Consider the following 22184-nt stretch of genomic DNA (forward strand, 5'->3'; position numbering starts at 1 on the left):
CCATGGCGGATCCGGTGCCCACGACCCGCACCGTCGATCTGGTCTTTCTGCACGGCTTCCTTGGCGACCCCGAGGAGTGGCAGCCGGTAACCGCGGCCCTCCCCCCCACCCTGCGCTGCTGGGCCCCGCCCCTGCCCGGACACGATGGTGCCCTACCTCCGGCCACGACCTTCGAGGCACTGGTGGACACCCTGTGGGCGCGGCTGGTCCCGGAGCTCCCACCGCGCTTCGCCTTGGTCGGCTACTCGCTGGGCGGACGCCTGGCCCTGGCCCTGGCCGACCGGTACCCGCATCGGCTCAGCGCCCTGATCCTCGAGGGCGCCCACCCCGGACTGCAGGACGCCACGGCGCGCGAGGAACGCCGCCGCCACGATGCGGCCTGGGCGCAGCGCTTTGAGACCGGGCCGTGGCAGGAGAGCCTGGATGCGTGGTATCGCCAGCCGGTCTTCGCGGATCTGAGCGACCCGCGCCGCCAGGCGCTGATCCAGCGCCGCGCCCGGCACCGCCCCGAGCACCTGGCGGCAACGCTGCGCGCCGCCAGCCTATCGGGACAACCGGACCTACGTCCGGCACTGCGCCGACTGTCGGCGCCCTGCGCCTACATCGCCGGCAAGCGTGACCGCAAGTTCTCGGCCATTGCCGACAGCCTGGCCGCACAAACCCCCGGGCTGACGGTTGCCAAACTCGATGGCGTCGGGCATAACTGCCACGCCGAGGCCCCGGAGGCGGTGGCCGCAGTCATTCAAAGCATCTGCACCGGTGAGCATCCCTGACATGAGCGAAGAGCATCCCAACTCCATCAAACCGGCCCTGTACTGGACCGACTGCTCCAGCGGTTATACCGACGTCCTCTACCACAAGGCCGACGGGATCGCGAAGATCACCATCAATCGGCCGGAGGTGCGCAACGCCTTCCGCCCGCAGACCGTCCTCGAGATGCAACAGGCGCTTGCCGACGCCCGCTTCGATCAGGAAATCGGCGTTGTCATCCTGACCGGCTACGGCGACCTGGCCTTCTGCTCGGGGGGCGACCAGCGCGTGCGGGGTGACTCCGGCTATCAGGACGAACAGGGCACGCACCACTTGAACGTGCTCGACCTGCAGCGCGACATCCGCTCCTGCCCCAAGCCGGTGATCGCCATGGTGGCCGGCTACGCCATCGGGGGCGGCCACGTCCTGCACCTGATCTGCGATCTGACCGTCGCCGCCGAGAATGCCCGCTTCGGCCAGACCGGGCCGCGGGTGGGCTCCTTCGACGGCGGCTTCGGGGCCAGCTACATGGCCAGCGTGGTCGGCCAGAAGAAGGCACGGGAGATCTGGTTCCTGTGCCGTCAGTACGACGCCCAGGAGGCACAGGCCATGGACCTGGTCAACACGGTGGTGCCCCTGGAGGAGCTTGAACAGGAGACGATCGCCTGGTGCCAGCGTATCCTGGAGCACTCGCCGATCGCCTTGCGCGCACTCAAATCCGCCTTCAACGCTGGGGTGGACGGTCAGGCCGGCATCCAGGAGCTCGCCGGCAACGCCACCATGCTCTTCTACATGACCGAAGAGGGGCAGGAGGGGCGCAACGCCTACCTGGAGAAGCGCAAGCCGGACTTCCGGCGCTTCAAGCACAACCCCTGATCGTGACCGCCCGGCTGCGCTCGGTCGAGCTCTGCCGCTACCGGGTGACGTTGCGCCCTGGCACGGCGCCGGTCACCGAGCGTCACGGCGCGCTGCTGTTCTGGGAGACCGAGGACCGGCGGCGGGCGGTTTCGGAGATCGCCCCGCTGCCGGGGTTCAGCGCCGAGGGCCTGGACGAGTGCATGGATGCCTGCCGGCGCTTCTTCGCCGCCGGAGCGGGGGAGGCCGGCCACCTTCTGCAGCAGGCGTGCGCCGGCGAGTCGGCGCCGCTTCAGGGACTGCCCCCCGCCGCACGCTTCGGTCTGGAGGCCGGCTGGCTGCAGTTGACCACGCCCCTCGGCAGCACACCGCAGGTGGCCAGCTGCCGCCTGGTGGGCCACGAGCAGACGCCCACCGACCCCCCACCGGGCCCCTGCGTCAAGGTGAAGGTGGGCCGGGCCACCGTGCAGGAGGACCAGAATCGCGTGGTGCGGCTGCTCAGCCGCCTCCCGCCGACCACCCATCTGCGGCTCGACGCCAATCGCAGCTGGACCCGCGAGCAGGCCGCCCGATTCTGCGCCGGCCTCACCCCCGAACGGGTAGCCTTCCTCGAAGAGCCCCTGCAGCCCGGCACCTCCTACGCCGGCTGGCCCTCGCTGACCGCCATCCCCTTCGCCTGGGACGAGACCCTGCGCGAAGCCCCGGAGGCGGACCTGACCACACCCGGCCTCGGCGCTGTGGTGCTCAAGCCCATGTTGACCGGACTAAGCCGCACCCGGGCGTGGATCGACGCGGCGACCGACGCCGGCGTGCCGGTGGTCCTGAGCGCCGCCTTCGAGAGCAACCTCACCCTGGACCTCTACGCCCGTCTGGCCGCCCACTGGGGGGTGCGCACCACGCCCGGGCTGGACACCTTCGGCGCCTGGCCCGAGGCCCTGCTCGCCCCCCTGCACAGTCAGCCCGGACACGCCGCCAAGCCGGTACGCTCCCGCGAGCAGCTCAGCCCGGAGGTACCGCTGCTATGATCCCCTCCGAGGCCTTCCCATGCCGCCTAACACGTGCCAGGCAACAGTGGCCGAACCACCCGGCGATCATTGAGCCGGGACAGGCCTACACCTTCGCGGGCCTCGACGACGCGGTCAGCCAGCGGGCCGCCGCCCTGCAGGCGCAGGGCCTCGGCGCCGGGACGTGGACGGCGCTGCGCATGACCACCAGCACCGCCGGGGTCATCGACTGGCTGGCGATCCTGCGCGCCGGGGCCCGCGTACTGCCGGTCTCGGAGCGCATGCCGGAGCCCGCCCTGGAACAACTCCTGGCCGAACACGGCATCGCCGGCCGGATCCCGGCGCCGGGCGCCGAGCTTCAACACACCGGCCACGCCCCCCCGGGTGAACCGGCCAGCAGCCTGCACAGGCACTTCCGCCCCGATGCCCCCTGCGCTGGGGTCGCCACCTCGGGATCCACCGGAGCACCGCGGATCGCGGCCCATAGCTACGCCAACTATGTGCGCAGCGCCCAGGGGGCGATCGACTACCTGCCGCTGAGCCCCCCGGACCGCTACCTACTCTCGCTCCCGCTCTTCCACGTCGGCGGGCTGGGCATTGTCTTCCGCTGCCTGGAGGCCGGGGTGCCGATGGTGGTCGGGGGACGCAGCGAGGACGCGACGTTCCTGGCGGCCTACCGTGTCAGCCACGTGTCGATGGTCGAGACGCAGCTCCACCGCTTGCTGCGCGGCGCCGGTGACCCCCTGCCAAAGCTGCGCTGCGTGCTGCTCGGCGGCGGCCCGGTGGCCACCGAACTGCTCGAGGAGGCGCAGGCGCGCGGCCTGCCGTGCTACATGAGCTACGGCCTGACCGAGATGACCGCCCAGGTGGCCACCTGGCCGGCACTGCACGGCGGGGGCCGGATCCTCCCGTACCGGGCGCTGCGCATCGACCACGACGAGATCCGCGTCCGCGGCGATACCCTGTGCCTCGGCTACCTCGACCGCGGCACCGTGGCCCCGCTGACCGATGCCGACGGGTGGTTCTCCACCGGCGACCTGGGCCACTGGCAGGCGGGACGATTGACCGTCTTCGGCCGCCGCGACAACCAGTTCATCAGTGGCGGCGAGAACATCCAGCCCGAGGCCATCGAACGGGTGCTACGCGAGCACCCGGCGGTCCGCGAGGCCGTGGTGGTCCCGCGCCACGATCGGGAGTTCGGTCAGCGCCCGGTCGCCTTCGTAAAGACCGGCGACGACGCACTCCCCGCCACCGACCTGCGGGCGTGGGTGCGTGCCCGCCTGAGCCCCCACATGACCCCCGTGGCCTGGTATCCACTGCCCGACTCCGGGGGGCTCAAGGTCCGCCGAGCCGAGCTGATCGAGCGCGCCGAGCGGCTGCGCGACCAGGCCCCCTGAACCCAGGCGCGAGCCACTGCCCACCACCGGACCGTAGGCGCAGGGACAAGATTTGCCCTAGACTGGCAGCGTAGGTCCTCGGATCGGGGACCGCAGCCAGCGCAAGGAGATGCCCATGTCCCTCGGCTACTGGATGGTCCTCGTCGCCGCCATCCTCCCCATGGCCTTCGCCGGCGCCGCCAAATTCGGTGGCGGGCAGTTCGACAACGCCCGACCCCGGGAGTGGCTCGACCGCCAGGAGGGGTGGCCGAAACGCGCCCACTGGGCGCAGCAAAACGGCTACGAGGCGTTCCCACCCTTCGCCGCGGCGGTGATCATCGCCCACCAGGTCGGGGCCGCGCAGGGCTTGATCGACACCCTGGCGGTGCTCTTCGTCCTGCTGCGCATCGCCTACGGGCTGTTCTATATCGGTGACCAGGCCAACCTGCGCAGCCTGGCCTGGATGGCCGCGTTCGCCTGCATCATCGGCCTGTTCCTGGCCGCAGCGGCGGCCTGAACCGCTGCCCGCCCGTCTTGGGAGGGTTCGGGGGCAATCGCTAGACTGCCCCAGTCCCGTATCGATGGAGAGAATCAAGGGAGACAAGACCATGGTAGGACGAATTGGTAACGGCGGCAGGGCCGCCCCGCTGGTCGCATTCGCCACCGCGGCACTGCTCGGCAGCGGACTGGCCGCGGCGCAGGTCGAGCGTGGAGACGGCATGGGGCAGGGCTTCGGGCCCGGCCCGGCCGGACCGGGCGCCGGGGCCATGCAGCAGCCCGGTATGGGCATGGGGTCCGGACTGGGCTACGGTCCCTGTTGGGACTGGATGCGCGGGGGGTTCGAGGGCGGGTTCGGAGACCCGCGCACCCCGCTCTGGGACCTGGAACTCGAAGGCGAGAAGCTCGCCGAGATGCGTAAGCTCCGCCGCGCCTATCGGGAGTTCGAGGCCCATGTGGGGGTCGAGCTGGCCGAGATGCGCGACGACATGGCCGAGCTGATGGCGGTCGAACGGCCGGACCCCGAGGCCATCGAGGAACTCCACGGGCGCATGTCCGAACTCCAGGGCGAGCTGCTCGCCGAGCGGGTGCGCATGCGCAACGAGATGATCGGCCTGCTCGACGACGAGCAGCGCGAGCGCTTCCGCAAGGAGTTCGGCCCGCGGCGCTGACCGCTGGGACCGACCGCTATCCGCCGCCGGATCCGGCTCACCCGATCCGGCGGCGGTCTAACCGCTGTCAGCGGATCCGCTCATCGGCGCGGTCGCTCAGCAGCACGGCGATCCAGCGAGTCTCTGGCTGCGCCTCCAGGGCCAGCTTGGCGATCATGGTCAGCGGGATCGACAGCAACATCCCGACCGGCCCGAACACCCACCCCCAGACCATCAACGAGATCAGCACCACCAGCGGCGACAGCCCCAGGGTGCGCCCCATCAGGCGCGGCTCGGTAATGCTGCCGATGGCCACGTTCACCGCCACATACAGGGCCACCGTCAGCACCGCATCGAGCAGCCCCCCACCGAGCAGGGCCACCGCCACCGCAGGGGCGGCGGCGATGATCGACCCCACCGTGGGGATAAAATTCAGCAGCCCGGCGAAGATCCCCCAGAGGATCGGGAAATCCACGCCGATGAGCCACAACCCGGTACCGATGATCACGCCGGTCAGGGTACTGGTGGCGCTCTTGATGAAGATGTAGCGATCGACCGCGCGCAGGAACCGCCGGGTACGCACCCGCGCCCGACGGCTGGCGGGGAAGGCGACCGAGAGTTTGCCGGGCAACGTGCTCTCTTCCAGGAGCAGGAACATGAAGGCGAGCAGCACCAGGAAGGTGGCCGCCGTAAACTGACCGATACCGCTGGCGACCGTCGCCGCCGCATCGGTAAGCGTCCCCACCGCCGGCAGCGGAATCTGCTCGGGGAGGCTCTCCGGCGGCACCCCCATGGATACGACGTACTCACGCAGCTGGCCGAAGACGATGGTCAACTGCTCCTGATACTCCGGCGCCTGGGTGGCCATGGTCTCCACCGCGCCACGCAGAGCGTGGAAGAGCAGGAAGAAGAGCAGCCCCACGCCAAGGAAGAGGATCATCACCGCCAAGACCGCGGGCACGCCGCGTCGCTGCATCCAGTTCAGCGGCGTCGCCGAGGCGATGGCCAGGAACGCCGCCAGCAGTAGTGGATTGACGATGCCGGAGACCGCCTGGAGCCCGGCCAGGATGATCACGACAGCAGCTCCGCCCACCAGCCAATGCCAGGTGGAGGGCCCCCCGTTCTGGTTCAGTATGGTCACGTCCGTTTCCCTAACGCTGGTGCGACTCCACACACGGATACGCCCCGGCGCGGCCAAGCCGCGCCGGGCCAACCCGGATCAGGGTAACAGGGGCACAGGGGGCAACTCAGTCTTCCCGGCGGCCATCCCCCGGGGGCATCGCTTCACCCATCGGGTTCCGGCTCAGGCGCACCGCCGCCGGTTCGCGACCGTCGACGGCCTCACCGTACACCTGGGCCACCTCGTCGCGGGAGACCACTGACGCCACCTGCTCCAGCCCGCCACGATGGGCCAGGATGGTCCGGTAGGCCAGCACCGCCTGCACATAGCGGCGGGTCTCATGGTAGGGGATCGATTCGATCCACACGTCCAGCGGCCGCCCTTCCTGCTCCAGCCAACCGGCTACCCGGCTCGGGCCGGCATTGTAGGCCGCCAGGGCCTTGAGCCGGTTGCCATCGAACCGCTCCAGCAGCTTCTGCAGGTACTCGGCGCCCAGGCGAACATTGAGCTCGGGATCGAATAGTCCGCCCACATCCGGCCCTGGCCGGCCACCCTCCTCGGCCAACTGCCGCGCGGTTCCTGGCAGCAGCTGCATCAGTCCGCGGGCCCCGGCCGGAGAGACGGCATCACGATGGAAGGCCGATTCGCGTCGAGCCACTGCCATCAACAGGCACGATTCGACGCCGGTATCCGCCGCCACCCGCTGGAAGGCGTCGCGGTAGGCGTGGGGGAAGCGCCACTGCAGGGCCTCGACCGCTCCGGCCCGATTGGCAGCCGCTATGGCCAACTCATACCAGCCCTGCCTGTAGGCGTGGGCCGCCAGGGCTTGCTGCTCGGCCGCACCGCGATCCTGCAACAGGCGGCCCCATTCGTCCCGGGCCAGACGCAACTCCCCGACCTGGTAGAGCAGGCGCACCCGCAGCAACGCCGGATCCGGAGCGGGCGGATCCGGCTCCGAGCTCACTTCCTGTAGCGCATAGGCTTGACCGATGTGCTCGGCGGCCAGGAACCCCCAGAAGGAGCGCTGCCCGGCCGCCTCTCGCCAATGCTCCCGAGCCCGTGCCGCATCGCCCAACTCGAGTTGGGCCCGCCCGAGCCAGTACTGCCAACGGGCGGTGCGGACGGACCCCTCCGACAGGCGCGCCGACCAGAAGACCAGGTCGGTCCAGTGCTCCTCGATCACCGCGCGGCGCATGCGCTGCTCCAGGAGTTCCTCGCCGCCGTGCTCGGCCAGCCAGCGGTCGACCCACCCCCGGTTCTCGGGGACGCCGCGGATGATCGAGTACCAGGCGACGCGCTCGAACACCTCCCGGCGCTCGCCGGCCGGTAGATCCGGCAGATCCTCCCCGATCCGTTCCAGGTACTCGCGGGCCGCCACCGTGTCTTCCCGGGCCAGCCGGTAGAGCCCGTCGGCGGTCACCTGACGGCGCAGGCGCGGTGGCAACCCCTCATCCACGTCACCGACCCGCGTCGGCTGCTGCTCAAGACGGTACAGCCACTCGGCGGCAGCCAACCAACGCTCGCCGCCGAGCAGACCTTCCAAATAACGCAGCAGTCCCGGCTGGTCATTGCGGAAGGCCAGGCGCATGCGCTGCCAGACGGCCCGATCATCGATGACGCCAGCCTCGCGGGCCGCCTCGAACAGGCCGTCGCAGGCTGCCGGCCGCGACACCCCGGCATGCCAGGCACTCCGGGCAAAGGCCAGGGCCTCGCCCCGGCGCGTCTCCAGATGGGCCTGCCACCAGTGGCAACGCAACGCCAGGCGGGACGGCGGCTCGTCGGTGACCCGACGCACCGCCGCGTCATCCCCGGCCTCGGCGTAACGGCGCACGGCGACGCGCTTGAGGACATCGGCCAGCGGCGTATCGGCATGGCGCTGTTGATAATCCACCACCCGCCGGGGATCGAGCTCGGGCAGGGCGCTGCGCAGGCGGTGGAACTCCAGGTAAGCAGCCATCGGGTGCGGATCACCCAGGCAGGGCTCCAGCTCCGCTACCCGGGACCAATCATCGTCCCGGGCCGCCTCCAGGGCCTCGTGGAAGCGTTCACCGTGGTCGGCGTCCGGACAGCCCCGATCCGGACCGGCGACCCCTGCGGAGAGGCCGAGGACCAGGAACAGTGCGACCAGGACGAAGCCACGATAACCGCCGGAAGGGACCATGCTCTCGGGACTCCGGCGCGGGTGCGCGTGATAGCCAAGCCTCCCCGAACGCTAGCGCCGGCACCCCCGCAGGTCAACTGCACAGGCCGCCGCACGCAGGGACAAGTGCAGCCATGGCCGTGGTAGCCTTTGCCCCGGACAGATCATCAGCAAGGGGGATGCGCGTGGGGACTGTCGGCACCATCCTGCAGGGTATCGGTATCGTGGTGGGCGGCCTGATCGTGCTCGCCGCCCTGGTCCTGGCCATCGGACCATTCATGATCTCCACTCAGCCGGCGGACGGCGTCCAGGACGGCCGCGAGCTCGGCGGGGATCAGAGCCGTTTCATCACTGTGCCGTTCCCAGGGTTCCCGGACGGGCTGCAGCTGCACTACGTCACCGCCGGCGAGGAGCACGCCGATTCCGACAAGCCGGCGTGGCTGCTGCTTCACGGCTTCTCTTTCAGCACGGTGACCTGGGAACCGCTGCTCCCGAGCCTGGGCAGTGACCGCTATACCGTGGCCTACGACCAGATCCCCTACGGCCTGAGTGATAAGCCCGACTACCGCGGCGAGGGGCCGAACCCCTTCACCCTCGAGGCTGACGTCGCCCACCTGTTCAGCCTTATGGACGAATTGGGGCAGGAGCAGGCGGTGCTGGTGGGCAACTCCGCCGGTGGGGTGATTGCCCTGGAGGCGGCACGGCAGGCCCCCGAACGGGTCGCAGGCTTGGTGCTGATCAACCCCATGGCCGCCCTCGAACGACCCACGCTACCGAAATGGCTGGCGCAGCTGCCGCAGGCCAAGCGCCTCAGCCTGCTGGGCGGGCGCTGGCTGGGCCGGAGCACCGAACTGCTCGAACGCTCCTATTACGATACCGACGCCATCACCCCGGAGCGGGAGGCACGCTTTAGCCTGCACACCGCCATGGCCGGCTGGGACCGTGCCTGGGGGCAACTGATGCACCGTTCGCTGACCGACGCCCTGCAGGTACGCGGCCCTCTGGAGGGGGTCGAGACCCCGACGCAGGTCATCATCAGCGTCGAGGACGAAGTCATCCCCGCAGCCGATTCCCACCGGGTGGCCGACGCCCTGCCCAACGCCGAGCGCGTGGAACTGCAGGCCTGCGGCCACCTCCCGCAGGAGGAGTGTCCGGCCGAAACGGCGGCCGCCATCGAGCAGTGGCGGGAGCGACACGACCTCTAGGCCCGCACCGACGGAGGAGCAGGATGCCCCGGGAGAATCCGCAAGTAGTTGTCATCGGCGCCGGCCTGGCCGGCCTCGCCGCAGCACGTGATCTAGCGGCCGGCGGCGCCCGTGTGGAGTTGCTGGAAGCCGGCGACGAGGTAGGCGGACGCGTTCGCACCGACCGCCTGCGGCTGGACGGCAGCCCGGCGAGCGGCGAGGAGCCGGCCTTCCAGCTCGACCGCGGTTTCCAGGTGCTACTGACCGCCTACCCGGAGCTGCGCAGCCGCGCCGACCTGGACGCGCTGCAGCTGCGCCGGTACGCCCCCGGCGCCCTGATCCGCACCGAGGGCGGACTGCACCGGCTCAGCGATCCGTTCCGCGCCCCGCAGGCGCTGCTGAAAACCCTACAGGCCCCGGTGGGCAGTCTCGGCGACAAGCTACGCATCGCCCGCCTGCGGGCCCGCCTGCGCCGCGGCGATGCCGAGCGTCCCCTGTACGGGCCGCAGCAAAGCAGCGCCGAAGCCTTCGCCGCGGAGGGCTTCTCGGCACGGATGGTCGAGCGCTTCCTGCGGCCGCTATTCGGCGGCGTTCTCCTCGACCCCCAACTCCAGACCTCGGCCCGACTGCTGAACTTCGTCTTCCGCATGTTCGCCGAGGGCGATGCAGCCATCCCCGCCGGCGGCGTCGGCGACCTGCCGCGCCAGCTGGCTGCTCAACTCCCCGCCGACCGGGTGAGGCTGCGCCTTGGGACTGCCGCACAGGGCATTGAGCAGGGCCCCATCGTATCGCTGGCGGGTGGCGAGCAACTGAGCGCCGATGCCGTCGTGGTCGCCACCGACGGGCCAGCCTTCACCCGTCTGACCGGGCACCCCACCGCCGCGGGCCGGCCAGTAACCTGCCTGCAGTTCGCCGCGCCGGAACCGCCGGTGACCGAACCGTTGATCGTACTCAACGGCGAGGGGGAAGGGCCCATACTGCACCTGGCGGCACCCAGTGTGGTGGCCCCCGAATATGCGCCGCCTGGCTGGCACCTGGTCAGTGCCACTGTGCTCGGCGAGGGGCAGGACCGGGACGACCCCTCCCTACAACGCGAGGCCGTCAGACAGTTGCGCGACTGGTTCGGGCCGGGGGTGGATCACTGGCGCCCGCTGCGCCTGGAACGCATCCCCTACGGACAGCCGGTTCAGACGCCGCCGGCGCTGACCCACCCGTACCAGCCGGCGCGGCTCGGAGGTGACATCTACGCCTGCGGCGATCACCGCGCCCACGGATCCCAGCACGGCGCATTACGCTCGGGCGCACTCGCCGCCGACGCGGTGCTTGCCGATCAGGGAGGGGGATCTGCCGCCTAGGCAGGATCGGGAAGGTGGCCCGCCCGGCAGGATTCGAACCTGCGACCTTCGGCTCCGGAGGCCGACGCTCTATCCGGCTGAGCTACGGGCGGTAGGAGGTGTAGCCTACCGAATTTCGGCCGCTACGCCAAGGGTTCGGAGGCGCGCATGCGCGGCAGCAGGGTCGCGAAGTTGCATGGGCGGGTGCGGGCATCCAGCTGATCGGCCAGGACCCGATCCCAGGCGGTACAGCATCCGCCGGTGGATCCGGGCAGGGCGAAGATCAGCGTGGCGTTGGCCACACCCGCCACGGCCCGTGACTGCAGGGTCGCGTTGCCGATCTCCTCGAAGGAGCGCTGCCGAAACAGCTCGCCGAAACCGGGGATCTCGCGATCCAAGAGCGGACGCACCGCCTCCGGCGTCACATCGCGCGCTGTCAGCCCCGTGCCGCCACTGATCAGTACCCCGTCCACCCGGGAATCGGCGATCCATGCCGAGACCTCGGCGCGGATCCGATAGCGGTCGTCCGGGGCGATCACGCGCCCAGCCAAAACGTGACCGGCCCCCTGCAGACGCTCAGCCAGGGCCGCCCCGGAGGTGTCCTCGGCCAGCCCGCGGGTATCGGAAACAGTGAGCACCGCCAGGGCCAGGGGCTGAAACACGTCGCCGGCATGTCCTGCCACGTTGATTACTCCTGCTGCTCCTCGGGGTGGACAGGTGCCTCACGCTCGGTGGCCGGCGGGATCATCTCCTCGGGATCCCAGAGAAAGAACGTCCAGACCAGCATGAGGATCATCAGCCCGACGACCAGGTAGAGGTACAAGCGCATGGCGGACTCCTGAGCGACGTTACCAGTACGATAACAGCCGGCGTATCCCGAGGGGCAGACCTCACGGCGTAACACGGTAGAATGCCCGCCCATCGGAAACGGTCAATGCAGGACTCGGTTATGCTCCGGATACTCAAGTGGCTCCTTTTCGCCGTGGTCGGGCTGTTCGCCCTGCTGGTGGTGGCAGCGACGCTGGTCAGCGTGGTCTTCGACCCCAACGACTATCGCGACGACATCGCGGCGGCCGTCGAAGCGGAAACCGGGCGCGAGTTGACCATCGAAGGGGACATCCGACTCTCCTTCTTCCCCTGGCTGGGCCTGGAGGTGGGGCGCGTCACCCTCGCCGACCGGGAAGGATTCCATGAGGACCCCTTCCTCGAGGTGGAGCAGGCCGACGCGGCCGTCCGACTTTTGCCGCTGCTCTGGGGCCAGCTGGAGACCCGGCTGTTAAGCATCGAGGCGCCCGTCGCCCGCCTGATGGTCAACGAAGAGGGCGAGGGGAACTGGGAGGACCTGGTGGCGCGCCTCGTCGATGACGAAGCCCCGCCGGCTGACCCCGAGGAGGAGGCACCGGCGGGCGAGCTGCCGCCCATGCTTCGCGACGCCGCCTTCGGCGGGCTGCAGGTCCGCCGCGGTCAGCTGCTCTGGGAAGACCGCAGCATCGATGACCGCAAGGAGGTCGAGCGCTTCGACCTGGATGTCGAGGCACTGCGACTGGGCCAGCCGGTGGCCCTGCAGGCCAGCTGGCTCGGCCACGGCGCCGAGCTGCCCAGGATCGACGGACAGCTGCGCCTGCAGGCCACCCTGGACCAGGCCATGGAACAGCTCGACCTGGACGGGCTGGAGATGCTGGTGGACGCTCAGGGGGACCAGGTGCCGGGTCGGCAGCAGCGCCTGGGCGTGACCGGCAACGGCCGTATCGGCCTGGGCGCCCCCCTGCGGATCGAGTGGCCGGAGCTGGAAGTCACCGGGGCGGGGATCGCCCTGGAGGCAGCGGCCGATCTGGAGCTGGACGGCACCGGGGCCCACGGTCAGCTCGACTGGCAACTGCCGGCGTTCAACCTGCGCACCGCCCTCAGCCGGCTGGACATCGGCCTGCCCACCCCGGCGGACCCCACGGCAATGACCCGCGTGGGCGGTGCCGGCCTCATCGAGTTCGACGGCCAGCGTCTGCTCCTGCCCGAATTCGGTCTGGACCTCGATGACACGCGGATCGACCTCGATGGCGGGGTGGACGACTGGACCGGCCCCGAGGTCACGCTCAATCTGACCGTGGACGAGATCAACCTGGACCGGTACCTGCCCGCCGAGGAACGGCGCGCCGTCGACGAGCCGACGGCACCCGACGCGGGGCTGCCGGACCTGGAAGAGATCGCCCTCGATCTGCCGCTGGAGCCGCTGCGCACCCTGGAGCTCGACGGCGGGCTGCAGATCGGCCAGCTGATCCTCTCCGGGCTCTCCCTGCAGGAGGTCCGGGGCGACTTCAGCGGCAGCGACGGCCGTGTGGGCATCGCCGACCTCGAGGCCCGGCTCTATGATGGCGACTACCGCGCCGACACCTTCCTCGACGCACGCGGCGACTATCCGTACTTCGAACTCGACCACCGCCTGGACCAGGTGCAGTTCGCGCCGCTGCTCGAGGATCTCCTCGAACGGGACTGGCTCCACGGGCGGGGCAGCTTCGCCCTGCAGGGCGAGGGCGGCGGCGAGAACCTTGAACAGCTGATCGAGGACTTCCGCGGCGATGCCGAGCTCAATGTCACCGAGGGGGCCGTACTGGGGCTGAACATCCCGCACATGTTCCGCGAGGGTGTAGCCCGCGTCCGCGCCCAGCCCCGGCCCGAACCGCCGGAGGACGAGGCACGCACGGATTTCGGCTCCCTCTCGGCCAGTTTCGAGCTGCGCGACGGCGAGATCCACAACGACAACCTGCGCGCCGAATCGCCGATCCTTCGCGCCCGTGGCGCCGGTCACGCCAACCTGCTCAGGGAGACCATCGACTACCGCGTACGCCTATCGGTGATCGACAACCTGGAGGACGCCGACGGCCGCCCGATCCGCGAACTCAAGGACGTCACCGTGCCCCTGGAGTTCAGCGGAGACCTGTTCAGCCCACGCATCCGCTTCGACCTCCGCGCTGCGCTGACCGAGCAGGAGATCCGGCGTCTGCGCGAGGCCCAGCAGCGCCTCGACGAGGCCGAGGAGAAGATCCGCGAGGGCTTCCGGGAGCGCATTGAACAGGAGCTCGAGGAGCAGACCGACCGCGCCGAGGAGCGCATCCGTCAGGAGGCGGACAGCATCCTGCGGCGGCTTCGCTGAGCGGATGTCCCGCTGGGCCACACCGGAGCGCTGCCAGGCACTTCAGGAGCAACTGATCGCCTGGCAGCGGCAGCACGGTCGAAACGACCTGCCCTGGCAGCAGCCGGCCACGCCCTACCGGGTGTGGATCTCCGAGATCATGCTGCAGCAGACCCGTGTGGAGACCGTCGTCCCCTACTTCGAGCGCTTCATGGAACGCTACCCGGACGTCGCCGCCTTGGCCGCGGCCGAGCTGGATGACGTCCTCGCGCTGTGGGCCGGCCTGGGCTACTACGCCCGCGCCCGCAACCTGCACGCCGCGGCGCAGCGGATCCAGACGGATTGGGGGGGGCAGCTGCCGGCCGAACTATCGGCGCTGCAGACACTGCCCGGCATCGGGCCCTCCACCGCCGGCGCAATCCGCTCGCTGGGCCACGGCCAGCCGGCCCCGATCCTCGACGGCAACGTCAAACGGGTGCTGGCGCGGCTCGCCGGCGTCGAGGGCTGGCCCGGACGCAGCCCGGTGGCCAAGCAGCTATGGGCACTCTCCGCCGCGCTGACCCCGGAGGCGGAGTGCCGCCGCTTCAACCAGGGCCTGATGGACCTTGGGGCGCTGGTCTGCACGCCGCGGGACCCGGCGTGCAACGCCTGCCCACTGGCCGCGTCGTGCACGGCCCGGGCCGCCGGCAACCCGGAGACCTACCCGGCCCCCCGTCCGGCACGTCAGCGCCCTCGGCGCGAGGTCCGCCTGCTGCTGATCGAACACGCCGATGCCCTGCTGCTGGAGCGCCGCCCCGCCACCGGGATCTGGGGCGGACTCTGGTCGCTGCCGGAGTGCCCGCCCAGCGAGGACCCGGTGACACGGGCCCTCCGCCTGGGCGCACGCTGCGAACCCGCCGGAGACCTACCGGCCCGCCACCACGCGCTGACCCACTTCGAGCTGATCATGCAGCCGACTCGGCTGCGCTGGAACGCGGCGACCCCCGATATCGGCGAACCCGATCCGCAGCGGATTTGGTTCCGGCCGGGGCAGGATACCCTGCCCGGACTCCCTGCACCGATCCTGCGCATCCTTCGCGACGCCGGCTACCCGGTAGCCTGAGCCGGAGACCGCAGAACGCTGGCGGCAACATGGACCGGATCGGTACACTATCCGGACGCTCACACCCACCGAGAGGGCAGCATGTCGAGAAAGGTGCACTGCGTGAAGCTCCAACAGGAGGCGGATGGGCTGGACCGCCCGCCATACCCGGGCGAGCTGGGTCAGCGGATCTACGACAACGTCAGCAAACAGGCGTGGAGCATGTGGGTGCAGCAGCAGACCATGCTCATCAACGAGTACCGGCTCACCCCGGCCGACCCCAAGGCCCGCTCCTTCCTGGAGCGCGAAATGGAGAACTTCTTCTTCGGCCAGGGCTCGGCGCCGCCGCCGGATTTCAGCCCCGACCACAGCTGAAACCACCCCGCCCCTTGACTCCGGGGGCCGTTTCAGCTTGAATACGCAGCCGTTGGCCGGGTAGCTCAGTCGGTAGAGCATGGGATTGAAAATCTCAGTGTCGGCGGTTCGATTCCGTCCCCGGCCACCATCTCCTTCCCTCGCAACGTACACGGACGTCCCGCACCCCTCCTGAAAGCCGCTCTATACGGGCATTTGGGGTCTAACGCTGTTCGAAGCCATCCAGGGTCAGCTAGCATCATAGTGGGTACTGGAGCGGGTAGTACCCACCGCGGGAGACCCCACTACCCACAAAGCCATGCCCGCGGCGGCGCTCAGTACCCACAACCCGACGCCCGAAGCGGCCCTTGCGGCTGCTCACGGCGGGCGTGTCGTCCCCGCTAGGCAGGGATCACGGGAGGGGGGTATGGGTCGCGGAACCAACAAGCTGACGGATCGCCAGTGCCGAACGGCGAAGCCTCCCGAGGGCAAGCAGCAGCTGAAGCTCACTGATGGCGGCGGACTGGTCCTCCTGGTCAAGAGCAACGGCGGCAAGCAGTGGCAGTTCCGCTACCGGCGACCCTCAGGGCGCGAGGCGACGATGGGACTGGGGGTCTACCCCGACGTTCCGCTGTCCAAGGCGCGGGAGCGCCGTGATGAGGCGCGCGCGCTACTTGCCGACGGTATCGACCCGATTGACCAACGCAAGGCGCAGCGTTCGGCAGCCGCCTCCGCCGACACCCATTCGTTCGAGGCCGTCGCACGTGAGTGGTGGGACGCTGTCCACCGGCACAAGGTGGTTGCGTCCCACGCGAACCGGAATCTTCGTCGCCTGGAGCAATACGCCTTCCCGAAGCTTGGCCGCCGGCCAGTGAGCGCGATTGAACCACCCGACGTCCTGGAAGCACTTCGGCGTATCGAGGCGCTGGAGCACGTTGAGACCGCGCACCGCGTGAAGACCCTCATTGGGCAGGTATGCCGATATGCCATCGCTACCGGACGAGGCAGCCGCGACCCCACTGCAGATCTGCGGGGGATGCTGCGCTCGCCAAAGACGCGCCACCTCCCCGCGATCACGGAGCCAGCGGAACTTGGGCCGTTGCTGCGGGCTATCGACGGGTATCGCGGGCAGCCCACGACCCGCGCCGCGTTGCAGCTTGCGCCCATCGTGTTTTGCCGGCCCGGCGAGCTAAGAGCCGCGGAGTGGCAGGCGTTCGATCTGAGTAGCGGCACCTGGGACTACCAGCCAAGCAAAGACGGTGACCCCCTGGTGACACCGCTGCCAAGGCAGGCCATTTCCATACTCCGCGAGCTGGAGCCGATCAGTCGCAGCAGCCGTTATCTGTTCCCCTCAGGACGGACCCCGGATCGGCCGATTAGCGACAACACCCTCACGGCCGCGCTCAAGCGCCTGGATTATGGCGGGCGCATGGTGGCGCACGGCTTCCGCGCAGCCGCCCGCACCATCCTGGTCGAACGGCTTGGCTGGGGGATCGAAATCGTCGAGATGCAGCTGGGCCACCGGGTTCGCGACGCCCACGGCCGCGCCTACAACCGCACTCAATGGATCGAGCAACGTGGCGTCATGCTGCAGCAGTGGGCCGATTACCTGGACGAGCTTCGGGAGGCAAGCGACACAGAGCCAACGGCTGACCGGGACCGTTAGTCGGTTGCCCACACGGTCGCTTGCGCGGGTCACCGCCTCCCCGGCCGTTGTGTTTATGACATCCGCGTCACGGTCTGTCGCCTCAACTGCCGCCGAGCTGACGTGCGATGCCTCCAGGGAATGAGAGGCTGCTGCTGAACAGGACGGCAATTTGCTCGCCGGCGGCGATGGCGACAGCCCCGACCAAGCGGCTACTGAACAAGGAGCGTCGCTTCAGAGCTCCGCATAGGCAAGCTGTATCGACCTCAACCCCGCCCCGCGCTAGGGCCGAGGTCGTCCATATCGGCCCGAGCCGCGCCGAGGCGATCATCCACAGCCGACGCTACCCGGGGTAACCGGGCGAGAATCGCGTTAAGAGACAACAGCAGGTAGTCGTAGAGCAGCCAGCGGTCCGCGGCGATGTTCGAATAGCGCGAACGGAGGACGGCGTCGCCGGGGCGGCGGCCATGGTGCCTAAAGGTGAAGTGGACCCCAAAATCTGGACAGGCCGAGAAGTAAACCTTCCGCGTTACGATGGCACCAGCACGCGGAGGTTCTCGGACCATGGCAGCGAAGCGCAAACGTCACAGTCCGGAGTTCAAGGCGAGGGTCGCCCTCGAGGCGCTCAAGGGCATGAAGACAAGCCAGGAGCTCGCTCGCGAGTATGGGGTCCACCCAACGCAGGTCGCCCAGTGGAAGGGGCAGCTGCGGGATAACGCCGGTGAGCTCTTCCAGAGCGGAGCGGCCAGGGAAGCGCAGAAGCACCAGGAGTCTGAGCTGGCCCAAGCCTACGAGCAGATCGGCCGGCTGAACATGGAGCTGACCTGGCTGAAAAAAAATGCACCCCCCCCGGAGTCGTGACCGGCGATGCTTGATCGAGCCCGATCATCCGCAGCTCTCGGTCGCGCAGCAATGCCGGCTGCTGGGACTGCCGCGGAGCACCTATGACTACCGACCGGTGGCGGTCTCCAGCGAGGAGCTCGCCTTGATGGAGGCGATCGACCGGCAGTATCTGGATACCCCGTGGTACGGCTCCCGGCAGATGACCGCGGCGCTGCGCCGGCGGGGGTGGCCGGTCAATCGCAAGCGCATCCAGAGACTGATGCGCAAAATGGGGCTGCAGGCCATTGCACCGGGGCCCCACACGAGCCGCAAGCAGCCTCAGCATCCGGTCTATCCGTACTTGTTGCGCGACCATCCACCTCGAGCACCCAACGACGCATGGGCGGCGGATATCACGTTCGTACCCATGCCGATCGGGTTCATGTACCTGGTGGCGATCATCGACTGGCACAGCCGCTTTGTACTGGCCTGGGAACTGTCGAACACCCTGGACACCGCGTTCTGCCTGGAAGCCTTGGACACGGCTCTCCAGCGCTTTGGAATGCCCGGCATATTCAATACCGATCAGGGAACGCAGTTCACCAGCGAGGCGTTCACCAATCGCTTGAAGACCGCGGAGGTCGCTATCAGCATGGATGGCCGCGGGCGCGTCTACGACAACATCTTCGTCGAGCGCCTGTGGCGCAGCGTGAAGTACGAGCTGGTCTACCTCCACGAATTCCGGGAGGTCCTCGACCTGCTCAAAGGCCTCGAGACCTATTTCGAATACTTCAACCACCGCCGGCCCAATCAGGGCCTGGACGAGGCAACACCGGCCGAGGTCTATGGGTTGGCATGACCCCGGGCATCGGCCCAATGACAGGGGCGGAGGTTTACTTCTGAACCCCGGCTACCTGTCCAGACGGATGGGTCCACCTCACCCGGTCGAATACCTCCTTCTGCTCATCGAGGCCATCAACCAGCATGAGCGGGGTCAGGCCCTCGCGGCCCCGTTTGCGTACCCCTGGTCGGACGAGACGCTCGAGGGGTACGTCGAGTCCCTTCGCCGCCTGCCGCCGAGTTTGAGGTGCCGATCCGCCAACCTCGAAAACGGAGACAACCTCATCGACCCACCAACCACGCCATCGGAGAAGAAGATGGCTAGGCGGGCCTGGCAACTACTCCACGGCAACCCCGAGACCAGAGAGAAACCCGGGTTCACGGCACGCGAGCAGAGAAAGCTTATCGAGAGCTACTTGGAAGGCCATCAACCTGAAGAGCCATTACTGACGGTTCATTTTCATCGTCTGCCGGATCTCAAGCGCTGGGAGAGGTTTTCAGAAGGGCTCGGGATTGCCGAAGCCTTTGTCGTTCACCACCACCCCTCTAGAAATCCTGATGCCGGATCCCCAAGCCGTCAGCACGCTTACTGGCAGAATGCCCTAAAAACGCTTTGCATAGAGCCCTCCCATACGATAAGCCGCTCAAATCGAGATAAAGTAGCGGCCCGCGGGGAAGTCGTCGTCAAGTCGAATCAATCCCATGAGGCAGCTGCTCGTGGGATGTATGCACTCAAGGTTATTATTGCAGCAACCAAAGCTATTACTAACCTCTAGCCTGAACGCCGAAAATCTTCTCTTTTTTCTCGGGTGTTGCGCTTGAAATTTGATTCTACGCAGTGGGGGCGACCAGCAGGCGGTCGGGCTATAAAAGCCTATATACCCTTACGTGAAGGGTCCCTCGTGTGCGTTCTTATGAATTCTGTGGACGATAGGCCATGATCGTGTAACGCCTCGTGCACTCGCTTAGGATTTTCTAACATCCCAGGAGCGCCAAGAGACTCGGCAAATTTGGTTAACGCGTCGATCAAGTCTTTTAGCTGCTTCTCCGATATTATCCTCATCCCTTCCGGCGGCGACGCCTGCTTATCCAAGACATACTTTGGATGAGCCATAACAGGTATGGCCTCAGGAACTTCCCCATACCTGTCAACGAACCAATTCATTGAACCCGACAACTGATCTACCTCACCCTTTGCAATCACATCAGCTTCTGAACGGTTCTTGCACTCAAGAACAAGGAATCGACCACCATCGAGCGCCCATAAACCATCCGGGCCTTGCCCAAAATCAATTTCTGGTCTTTGCGTCGCAAATCCAAGAAGTCGCCCAATATCGGCAACAGCCCTCTCAAATCGCTGGTTTGGATGTTCCGGCGAATACCTAAGGTCTGCTTTAAGTTCATTCACCCACAAGAGCAAATCGTTGTGTTCAAGAAAGCTTTCTTGCCTGTATTGAATAACTTTTGATACCTGAGCATCCGTTGCGATCGACAGCTTCTGATAGCCCACACCTCTAAGAGGGCGTGTCACTTGACGATTTTGCTTATGCGCAGACAATAGTATTTCCTGCGCCGTGGACGGGTCATAAAAATTCTTCAACTCGGCCAACCTGACTTTCAACCACGCCTTTAGTCGCGCTTCCTCCGCACAATTAACAGCTTTCTGTATAATTTCAGCCGCTTTTGGGAATTGCCCTACCAACGCTGTATTAAATGCTTGCCTTAATGCCACAGCCGATGGCTCCAAGCGCCCCTCGCTCGGTGGTTCAACGTCGACTAGCGCCCTTTTACTAGCCTCTATCCAGCCTGGATCACGATCCAAACATTTACTAATTACATTTTCGAGATCTGCGACACCGCCACCTTCCAATTGCTGGGCAAGCTCTGCAGATAAGTCTAACTGCGCCTTGGTCGCCGGCGTAAACTTTTTACGTCCTTTTGCGGAATGAAGTCTCCGGCTTAATCCAGCTCCAACAAGCAATACAACGCAGTGATCATCATTAGACCGAACTCCTCGGCCCATACCCTGTTCGATCCTTTGTATTTGTCTCCGAAGAGTGACTTCAGTCTCATCAAGCGCGGCAGTGTCGGTGCGCTGGATCAAGGAGCGCGCTTCTGGCAAACCATCAATCACAAGAATCCTGCAGGCCCCGTCAGGCAGGTCAATGCCATCGTATTTATTGACAAGAACTGATAAACCAACGTGCTCATCCCTAAGACGTCTCACGCCAGCAGTCATGTTTTGGGCGATGAGGATCTGATCTGATATATCCTTCCATTGCGTTACTGCCCGGAGGGAAGGAACAATCACGACAACATTATATTTCTTAGCGAACCCTTGAAGCATTCCCTTTATAGATGGGAGTTGTATGTCTGGATTGACTTCCTGTGGGACCAGGATCATCCGCTCGCCAAGATCATCCGCTGTTTTCGGTGTAATGACTTTATGGATCGCTTCTGGATCCGCATTGAACTCGGTAACTAAGACGCTATCGTCAGAGAGCGTCGCTGTCATGTAGATGCGCCTTTGTGCGTATGCAAAGGACGGTATGACATCTATTGGAATACAGGTCGGCGCGATTTCTATCTCACTGCCACCAATTACGTAACGGCAGAGCTGTAGAACGTCAGCAATAAGTGGAAAATTAAACTTGATGCTGTCGTCGCTTTTATGCTCGTGCAAGATTTTAACAAGTTCTTCGTTTTTCTGCTGCCACACCCAGAAGGGCACCTCTTGATATGAGAATGGATCACCTGATCGTATATCCAGTGCTGCCCGAGGGCTTTGATCATAAAGTGAATCGTAAAATAAGTCTAAGATTTTACTGTAGGCTAAATGGTTACTTGGAATTGTTATCTTGAATTGATCTCGCGTAGTTTCGAGGCAAGCATGAGCATCATCGATTAACAAAGTGCCAATTTCTATTTTTCTGCCTTCTTCGCCTACGCCAAATCGTGAGCGTCCATTCAATAGTTTATGCACATAGGTAACCAGAACTTTTCGACCTGCCGTAAATCCTGGATCGTCTTCATTATTTGTCGCTTCAACTCCGAGCAAAGTAGCTTCATTAAGCACCTGATCCGCCAGGAACCGATCTGGAGCAACATAGACGACTGGTGATATTTTTTCTCGGAGAGAACTTTGGAGTATTAGCAGCCCGACAGTAGTCTTGCCACTGCCAGTGTTCATTTTTATTATAAGATCTTTCTCTTTACGGCGCTCGTACCAACGTTCTAGGACTTGACCTTGGACATCCCTCAAATATGAAAACTTTTTGTCTTTACTTGGAAGAGTTGTGAATATTTTCCTCGGTTCAGTAATTACTTCACCGCTACCTCGGGCCAAGTTAGAAAAATCTACAGTCATTATTTGTGCTCCTGCATTTTCGATCGATAGCGTGCCA

Annotated in this window: 19 protein-coding genes and 2 tRNA genes; 15 read left to right on the plus strand and 6 right to left on the minus strand. The window is 66.2% G+C overall.

What is annotated here, in order from left to right; translation table 11 throughout:
• The first annotated feature begins 2 nt into the window (after nt 1–2).
• From menH to HHAL_RS12585, 6 genes are all read left to right on the plus strand, one after another.
• The gene (gene menH / locus HHAL_RS05755) at nt 3–773 is read left to right on the plus strand and encodes a 2-succinyl-6-hydroxy-2,4-cyclohexadiene-1-carboxylate synthase (protein ID WP_011813927.1); all 771 of its coding nucleotides are present in this window, start codon (nt 3–5) and stop codon (nt 771–773) included.
• Between the two features lies 1 nt (nt 774).
• Nucleotides 775–1626, plus strand: a complete 852-nt coding sequence (menB, locus tag HHAL_RS05760; protein WP_011813928.1) for a 1,4-dihydroxy-2-naphthoyl-CoA synthase — start codon at nt 775–777, stop codon at nt 1624–1626.
• Nucleotides 1627–1628: 2 nt separating this feature from the next.
• Nucleotides 1629–2630, plus strand: coding sequence for an o-succinylbenzoate synthase (gene menC / locus HHAL_RS12580; protein ID WP_011813929.1), 1002 nt, complete (start codon nt 1629–1631; stop codon nt 2628–2630).
• The gene (locus tag HHAL_RS05770; protein WP_011813930.1) at nt 2627–4006 is read left to right on the plus strand and encodes an AMP-binding protein; all 1380 of its coding nucleotides are present in this window, start codon (nt 2627–2629) and stop codon (nt 4004–4006) included. Before menC ends, HHAL_RS05770 begins: the two co-directional genes overlap by 4 nt.
• Before the next feature lie 115 nt (nt 4007–4121).
• Entirely contained in the window at nt 4122–4502 is a 381-nt protein-coding gene (locus HHAL_RS05775) for an MAPEG family protein (RefSeq protein ID WP_011813931.1), read from the plus strand.
• Nucleotides 4503–4593: 91 nt separating this feature from the next.
• Nucleotides 4594–5154, plus strand: coding sequence for a Spy/CpxP family protein refolding chaperone (locus HHAL_RS12585; protein ID WP_011813932.1), 561 nt, complete (start codon nt 4594–4596; stop codon nt 5152–5154).
• Between the two features lie 67 nt (nt 5155–5221).
• On the opposite strand, the gene HHAL_RS05785 is transcribed toward HHAL_RS12585, so the two are convergent.
• Nucleotides 5222–6274: an AI-2E family transporter gene (locus HHAL_RS05785; RefSeq protein ID WP_144446103.1), complete on the minus strand. Its 1053-nt coding sequence runs from the start codon at nt 6272–6274 to the stop codon at nt 5222–5224.
• A gap of 106 nt (nt 6275–6380) precedes the next feature.
• On the minus strand, nt 6381–8414 hold the full coding sequence (locus tag HHAL_RS05790) for a transglycosylase SLT domain-containing protein (protein ID WP_011813934.1): 2034 nt from the start codon (nt 8412–8414) through the stop codon (nt 6381–6383).
• A gap of 164 nt (nt 8415–8578) precedes the next feature.
• Here HHAL_RS05790 and HHAL_RS05795 point away from each other — a divergent pair, with 164 nt between their 5' ends.
• Together HHAL_RS05795 and HHAL_RS05800 are read left to right on the plus strand one after the other, a co-directional pair.
• Nucleotides 8579–9598 (plus strand): alpha/beta fold hydrolase, encoded by a 1020-nt coding sequence (locus tag HHAL_RS05795; RefSeq protein ID WP_049751466.1) that lies wholly within the window; start codon nt 8579–8581, stop codon nt 9596–9598.
• 23 nt (nt 9599–9621) lie between these two features.
• Nucleotides 9622–10932, plus strand: coding sequence for an NAD(P)/FAD-dependent oxidoreductase (locus HHAL_RS05800; RefSeq protein WP_011813936.1), 1311 nt, complete (start codon nt 9622–9624; stop codon nt 10930–10932).
• A gap of 15 nt (nt 10933–10947) precedes the next feature.
• On the opposite strand, the gene HHAL_RS05805 is transcribed toward HHAL_RS05800, so the two are convergent.
• The 3 genes from HHAL_RS05805 to HHAL_RS13450 all read right to left on the minus strand — a co-directional run bounded on the left by HHAL_RS05805 (nt 10948) and on the right by HHAL_RS13450 (nt 11740).
• A tRNA-Arg gene (locus HHAL_RS05805) sits at nt 10948–11024 on the minus strand.
• Between the two features lie 30 nt (nt 11025–11054).
• On the minus strand, nt 11055–11594 hold the full coding sequence (gene moaB, locus HHAL_RS05810; RefSeq protein WP_011813937.1) for a molybdenum cofactor biosynthesis protein B: 540 nt from the start codon (nt 11592–11594) through the stop codon (nt 11055–11057).
• 5 nt (nt 11595–11599) lie between these two features.
• Nucleotides 11600–11740 (minus strand): hypothetical protein, encoded by a 141-nt coding sequence (locus HHAL_RS13450; RefSeq protein WP_011813938.1) that lies wholly within the window; start codon nt 11738–11740, stop codon nt 11600–11602.
• Nucleotides 11741–11860: 120 nt separating this feature from the next.
• Between HHAL_RS13450 and HHAL_RS05815 the strand changes: the two genes are divergently transcribed.
• The 7 genes from HHAL_RS05815 to HHAL_RS13285 all read left to right on the plus strand — a co-directional run bounded on the left by HHAL_RS05815 (nt 11861) and on the right by HHAL_RS13285 (nt 19556).
• Entirely contained in the window at nt 11861–14059 is a 2199-nt protein-coding gene (locus HHAL_RS05815; protein WP_011813939.1) for an AsmA family protein, read from the plus strand.
• A gap of 4 nt (nt 14060–14063) precedes the next feature.
• Nucleotides 14064–15140 carry an A/G-specific adenine glycosylase gene (gene mutY / locus HHAL_RS05820; protein WP_011813940.1) on the plus strand — a complete coding sequence of 359 codons (1077 nt, stop codon included), beginning with the start codon at nt 14064–14066 and terminating at the stop codon, nt 15138–15140.
• An 81-nt stretch (nt 15141–15221) separates the two neighbouring features.
• A complete protein-coding gene (locus HHAL_RS05825; protein WP_011813941.1) occupies nt 15222–15494 on the plus strand; it encodes an oxidative damage protection protein in 273 nt (90 codons plus the stop codon).
• Nucleotides 15495–15548: 54 nt separating this feature from the next.
• Nucleotides 15549–15624, plus strand: a tRNA-Phe gene (locus HHAL_RS05830).
• Nucleotides 15625–15900: 276 nt separating this feature from the next.
• Nucleotides 15901–17139 carry a tyrosine-type recombinase/integrase gene (locus HHAL_RS05835; RefSeq protein ID WP_011813942.1) on the plus strand — a complete coding sequence of 413 codons (1239 nt, stop codon included), beginning with the start codon at nt 15901–15903 and terminating at the stop codon, nt 17137–17139.
• Between the two features lie 513 nt (nt 17140–17652).
• Nucleotides 17653–18799 (plus strand): IS3 family transposase gene (locus HHAL_RS05845; RefSeq protein WP_200343002.1). Its coding sequence is split into 2 segments (ribosomal slippage): nt 17653–17976 and nt 17978–18799, totalling 1146 coding nucleotides; the frame shifts between segments, so codons are not numbered across the junction.
• A gap of 67 nt (nt 18800–18866) precedes the next feature.
• Nucleotides 18867–19556, plus strand: a complete 690-nt coding sequence (locus HHAL_RS13285) for a hypothetical protein (RefSeq protein WP_144446104.1) — start codon at nt 18867–18869, stop codon at nt 19554–19556.
• Between the two features lie 98 nt (nt 19557–19654).
• Here the strand turns inward: HHAL_RS13285 and HHAL_RS13290 are convergent, their stop codons facing one another.
• On the minus strand, nt 19655–22147 hold the full coding sequence (locus HHAL_RS13290; RefSeq protein ID WP_187147888.1) for a DEAD/DEAH box helicase family protein: 2493 nt from the start codon (nt 22145–22147) through the stop codon (nt 19655–19657).
• Between the last annotated feature and the right edge of the window lie 37 nt (nt 22148–22184).

This window comes from Halorhodospira halophila SL1 (assembly GCF_000015585.1).
Classification (GTDB): Bacteria; Pseudomonadota; Gammaproteobacteria; order Nitrococcales; family Halorhodospiraceae; genus Halorhodospira; species Halorhodospira halophila.

Excerpts from the sequence above, each read along its gene's own strand:
- menH (WP_011813927.1), top strand. The coding sequence starts at position 3 with ATGGCGGATCCGGTGCCCACGACCCGCACCGTCGATCTGGTCTTTCTG.
- HHAL_RS12585 (WP_011813932.1), top strand. The coding sequence starts at position 4,594 with ATGGTAGGACGAATTGGTAACGGCGGCAGGGCCGCCCCGCTGGTCGCA.
- HHAL_RS05775 (WP_011813931.1), top strand. The coding sequence starts at position 4,122 with ATGTCCCTCGGCTACTGGATGGTCCTCGTCGCCGCCATCCTCCCCATG.
- HHAL_RS13285 (WP_144446104.1), top strand. The coding sequence starts at position 18,867 with ATGGGTCCACCTCACCCGGTCGAATACCTCCTTCTGCTCATCGAGGCC.
- HHAL_RS05825 (WP_011813941.1), top strand. The coding sequence starts at position 15,222 with ATGTCGAGAAAGGTGCACTGCGTGAAGCTCCAACAGGAGGCGGATGGG.
- HHAL_RS05815 (WP_011813939.1), top strand. The coding sequence starts at position 11,861 with ATGCTCCGGATACTCAAGTGGCTCCTTTTCGCCGTGGTCGGGCTGTTC.
- HHAL_RS13290 (WP_187147888.1), bottom strand. The coding sequence starts at position 22,147 with ATGACTGTAGATTTTTCTAACTTGGCCCGAGGTAGCGGTGAAGTAATT.
- HHAL_RS05790 (WP_011813934.1), bottom strand. The coding sequence starts at position 8,414 with ATGGTCCCTTCCGGCGGTTATCGTGGCTTCGTCCTGGTCGCACTGTTC.
- menB (WP_011813928.1), top strand. The coding sequence starts at position 775 with ATGAGCGAAGAGCATCCCAACTCCATCAAACCGGCCCTGTACTGGACC.
- HHAL_RS05800 (WP_011813936.1), top strand. The coding sequence starts at position 9,622 with ATGCCCCGGGAGAATCCGCAAGTAGTTGTCATCGGCGCCGGCCTGGCC.
- HHAL_RS13450 (WP_011813938.1), bottom strand. The coding sequence starts at position 11,740 with ATGCGCTTGTACCTCTACCTGGTCGTCGGGCTGATGATCCTCATGCTG.
- mutY (WP_011813940.1), top strand. The coding sequence starts at position 14,064 with ATGTCCCGCTGGGCCACACCGGAGCGCTGCCAGGCACTTCAGGAGCAA.
- HHAL_RS05770 (WP_011813930.1), top strand. The coding sequence starts at position 2,627 with ATGATCCCCTCCGAGGCCTTCCCATGCCGCCTAACACGTGCCAGGCAA.
- HHAL_RS05835 (WP_011813942.1), top strand. The coding sequence starts at position 15,901 with ATGGGTCGCGGAACCAACAAGCTGACGGATCGCCAGTGCCGAACGGCG.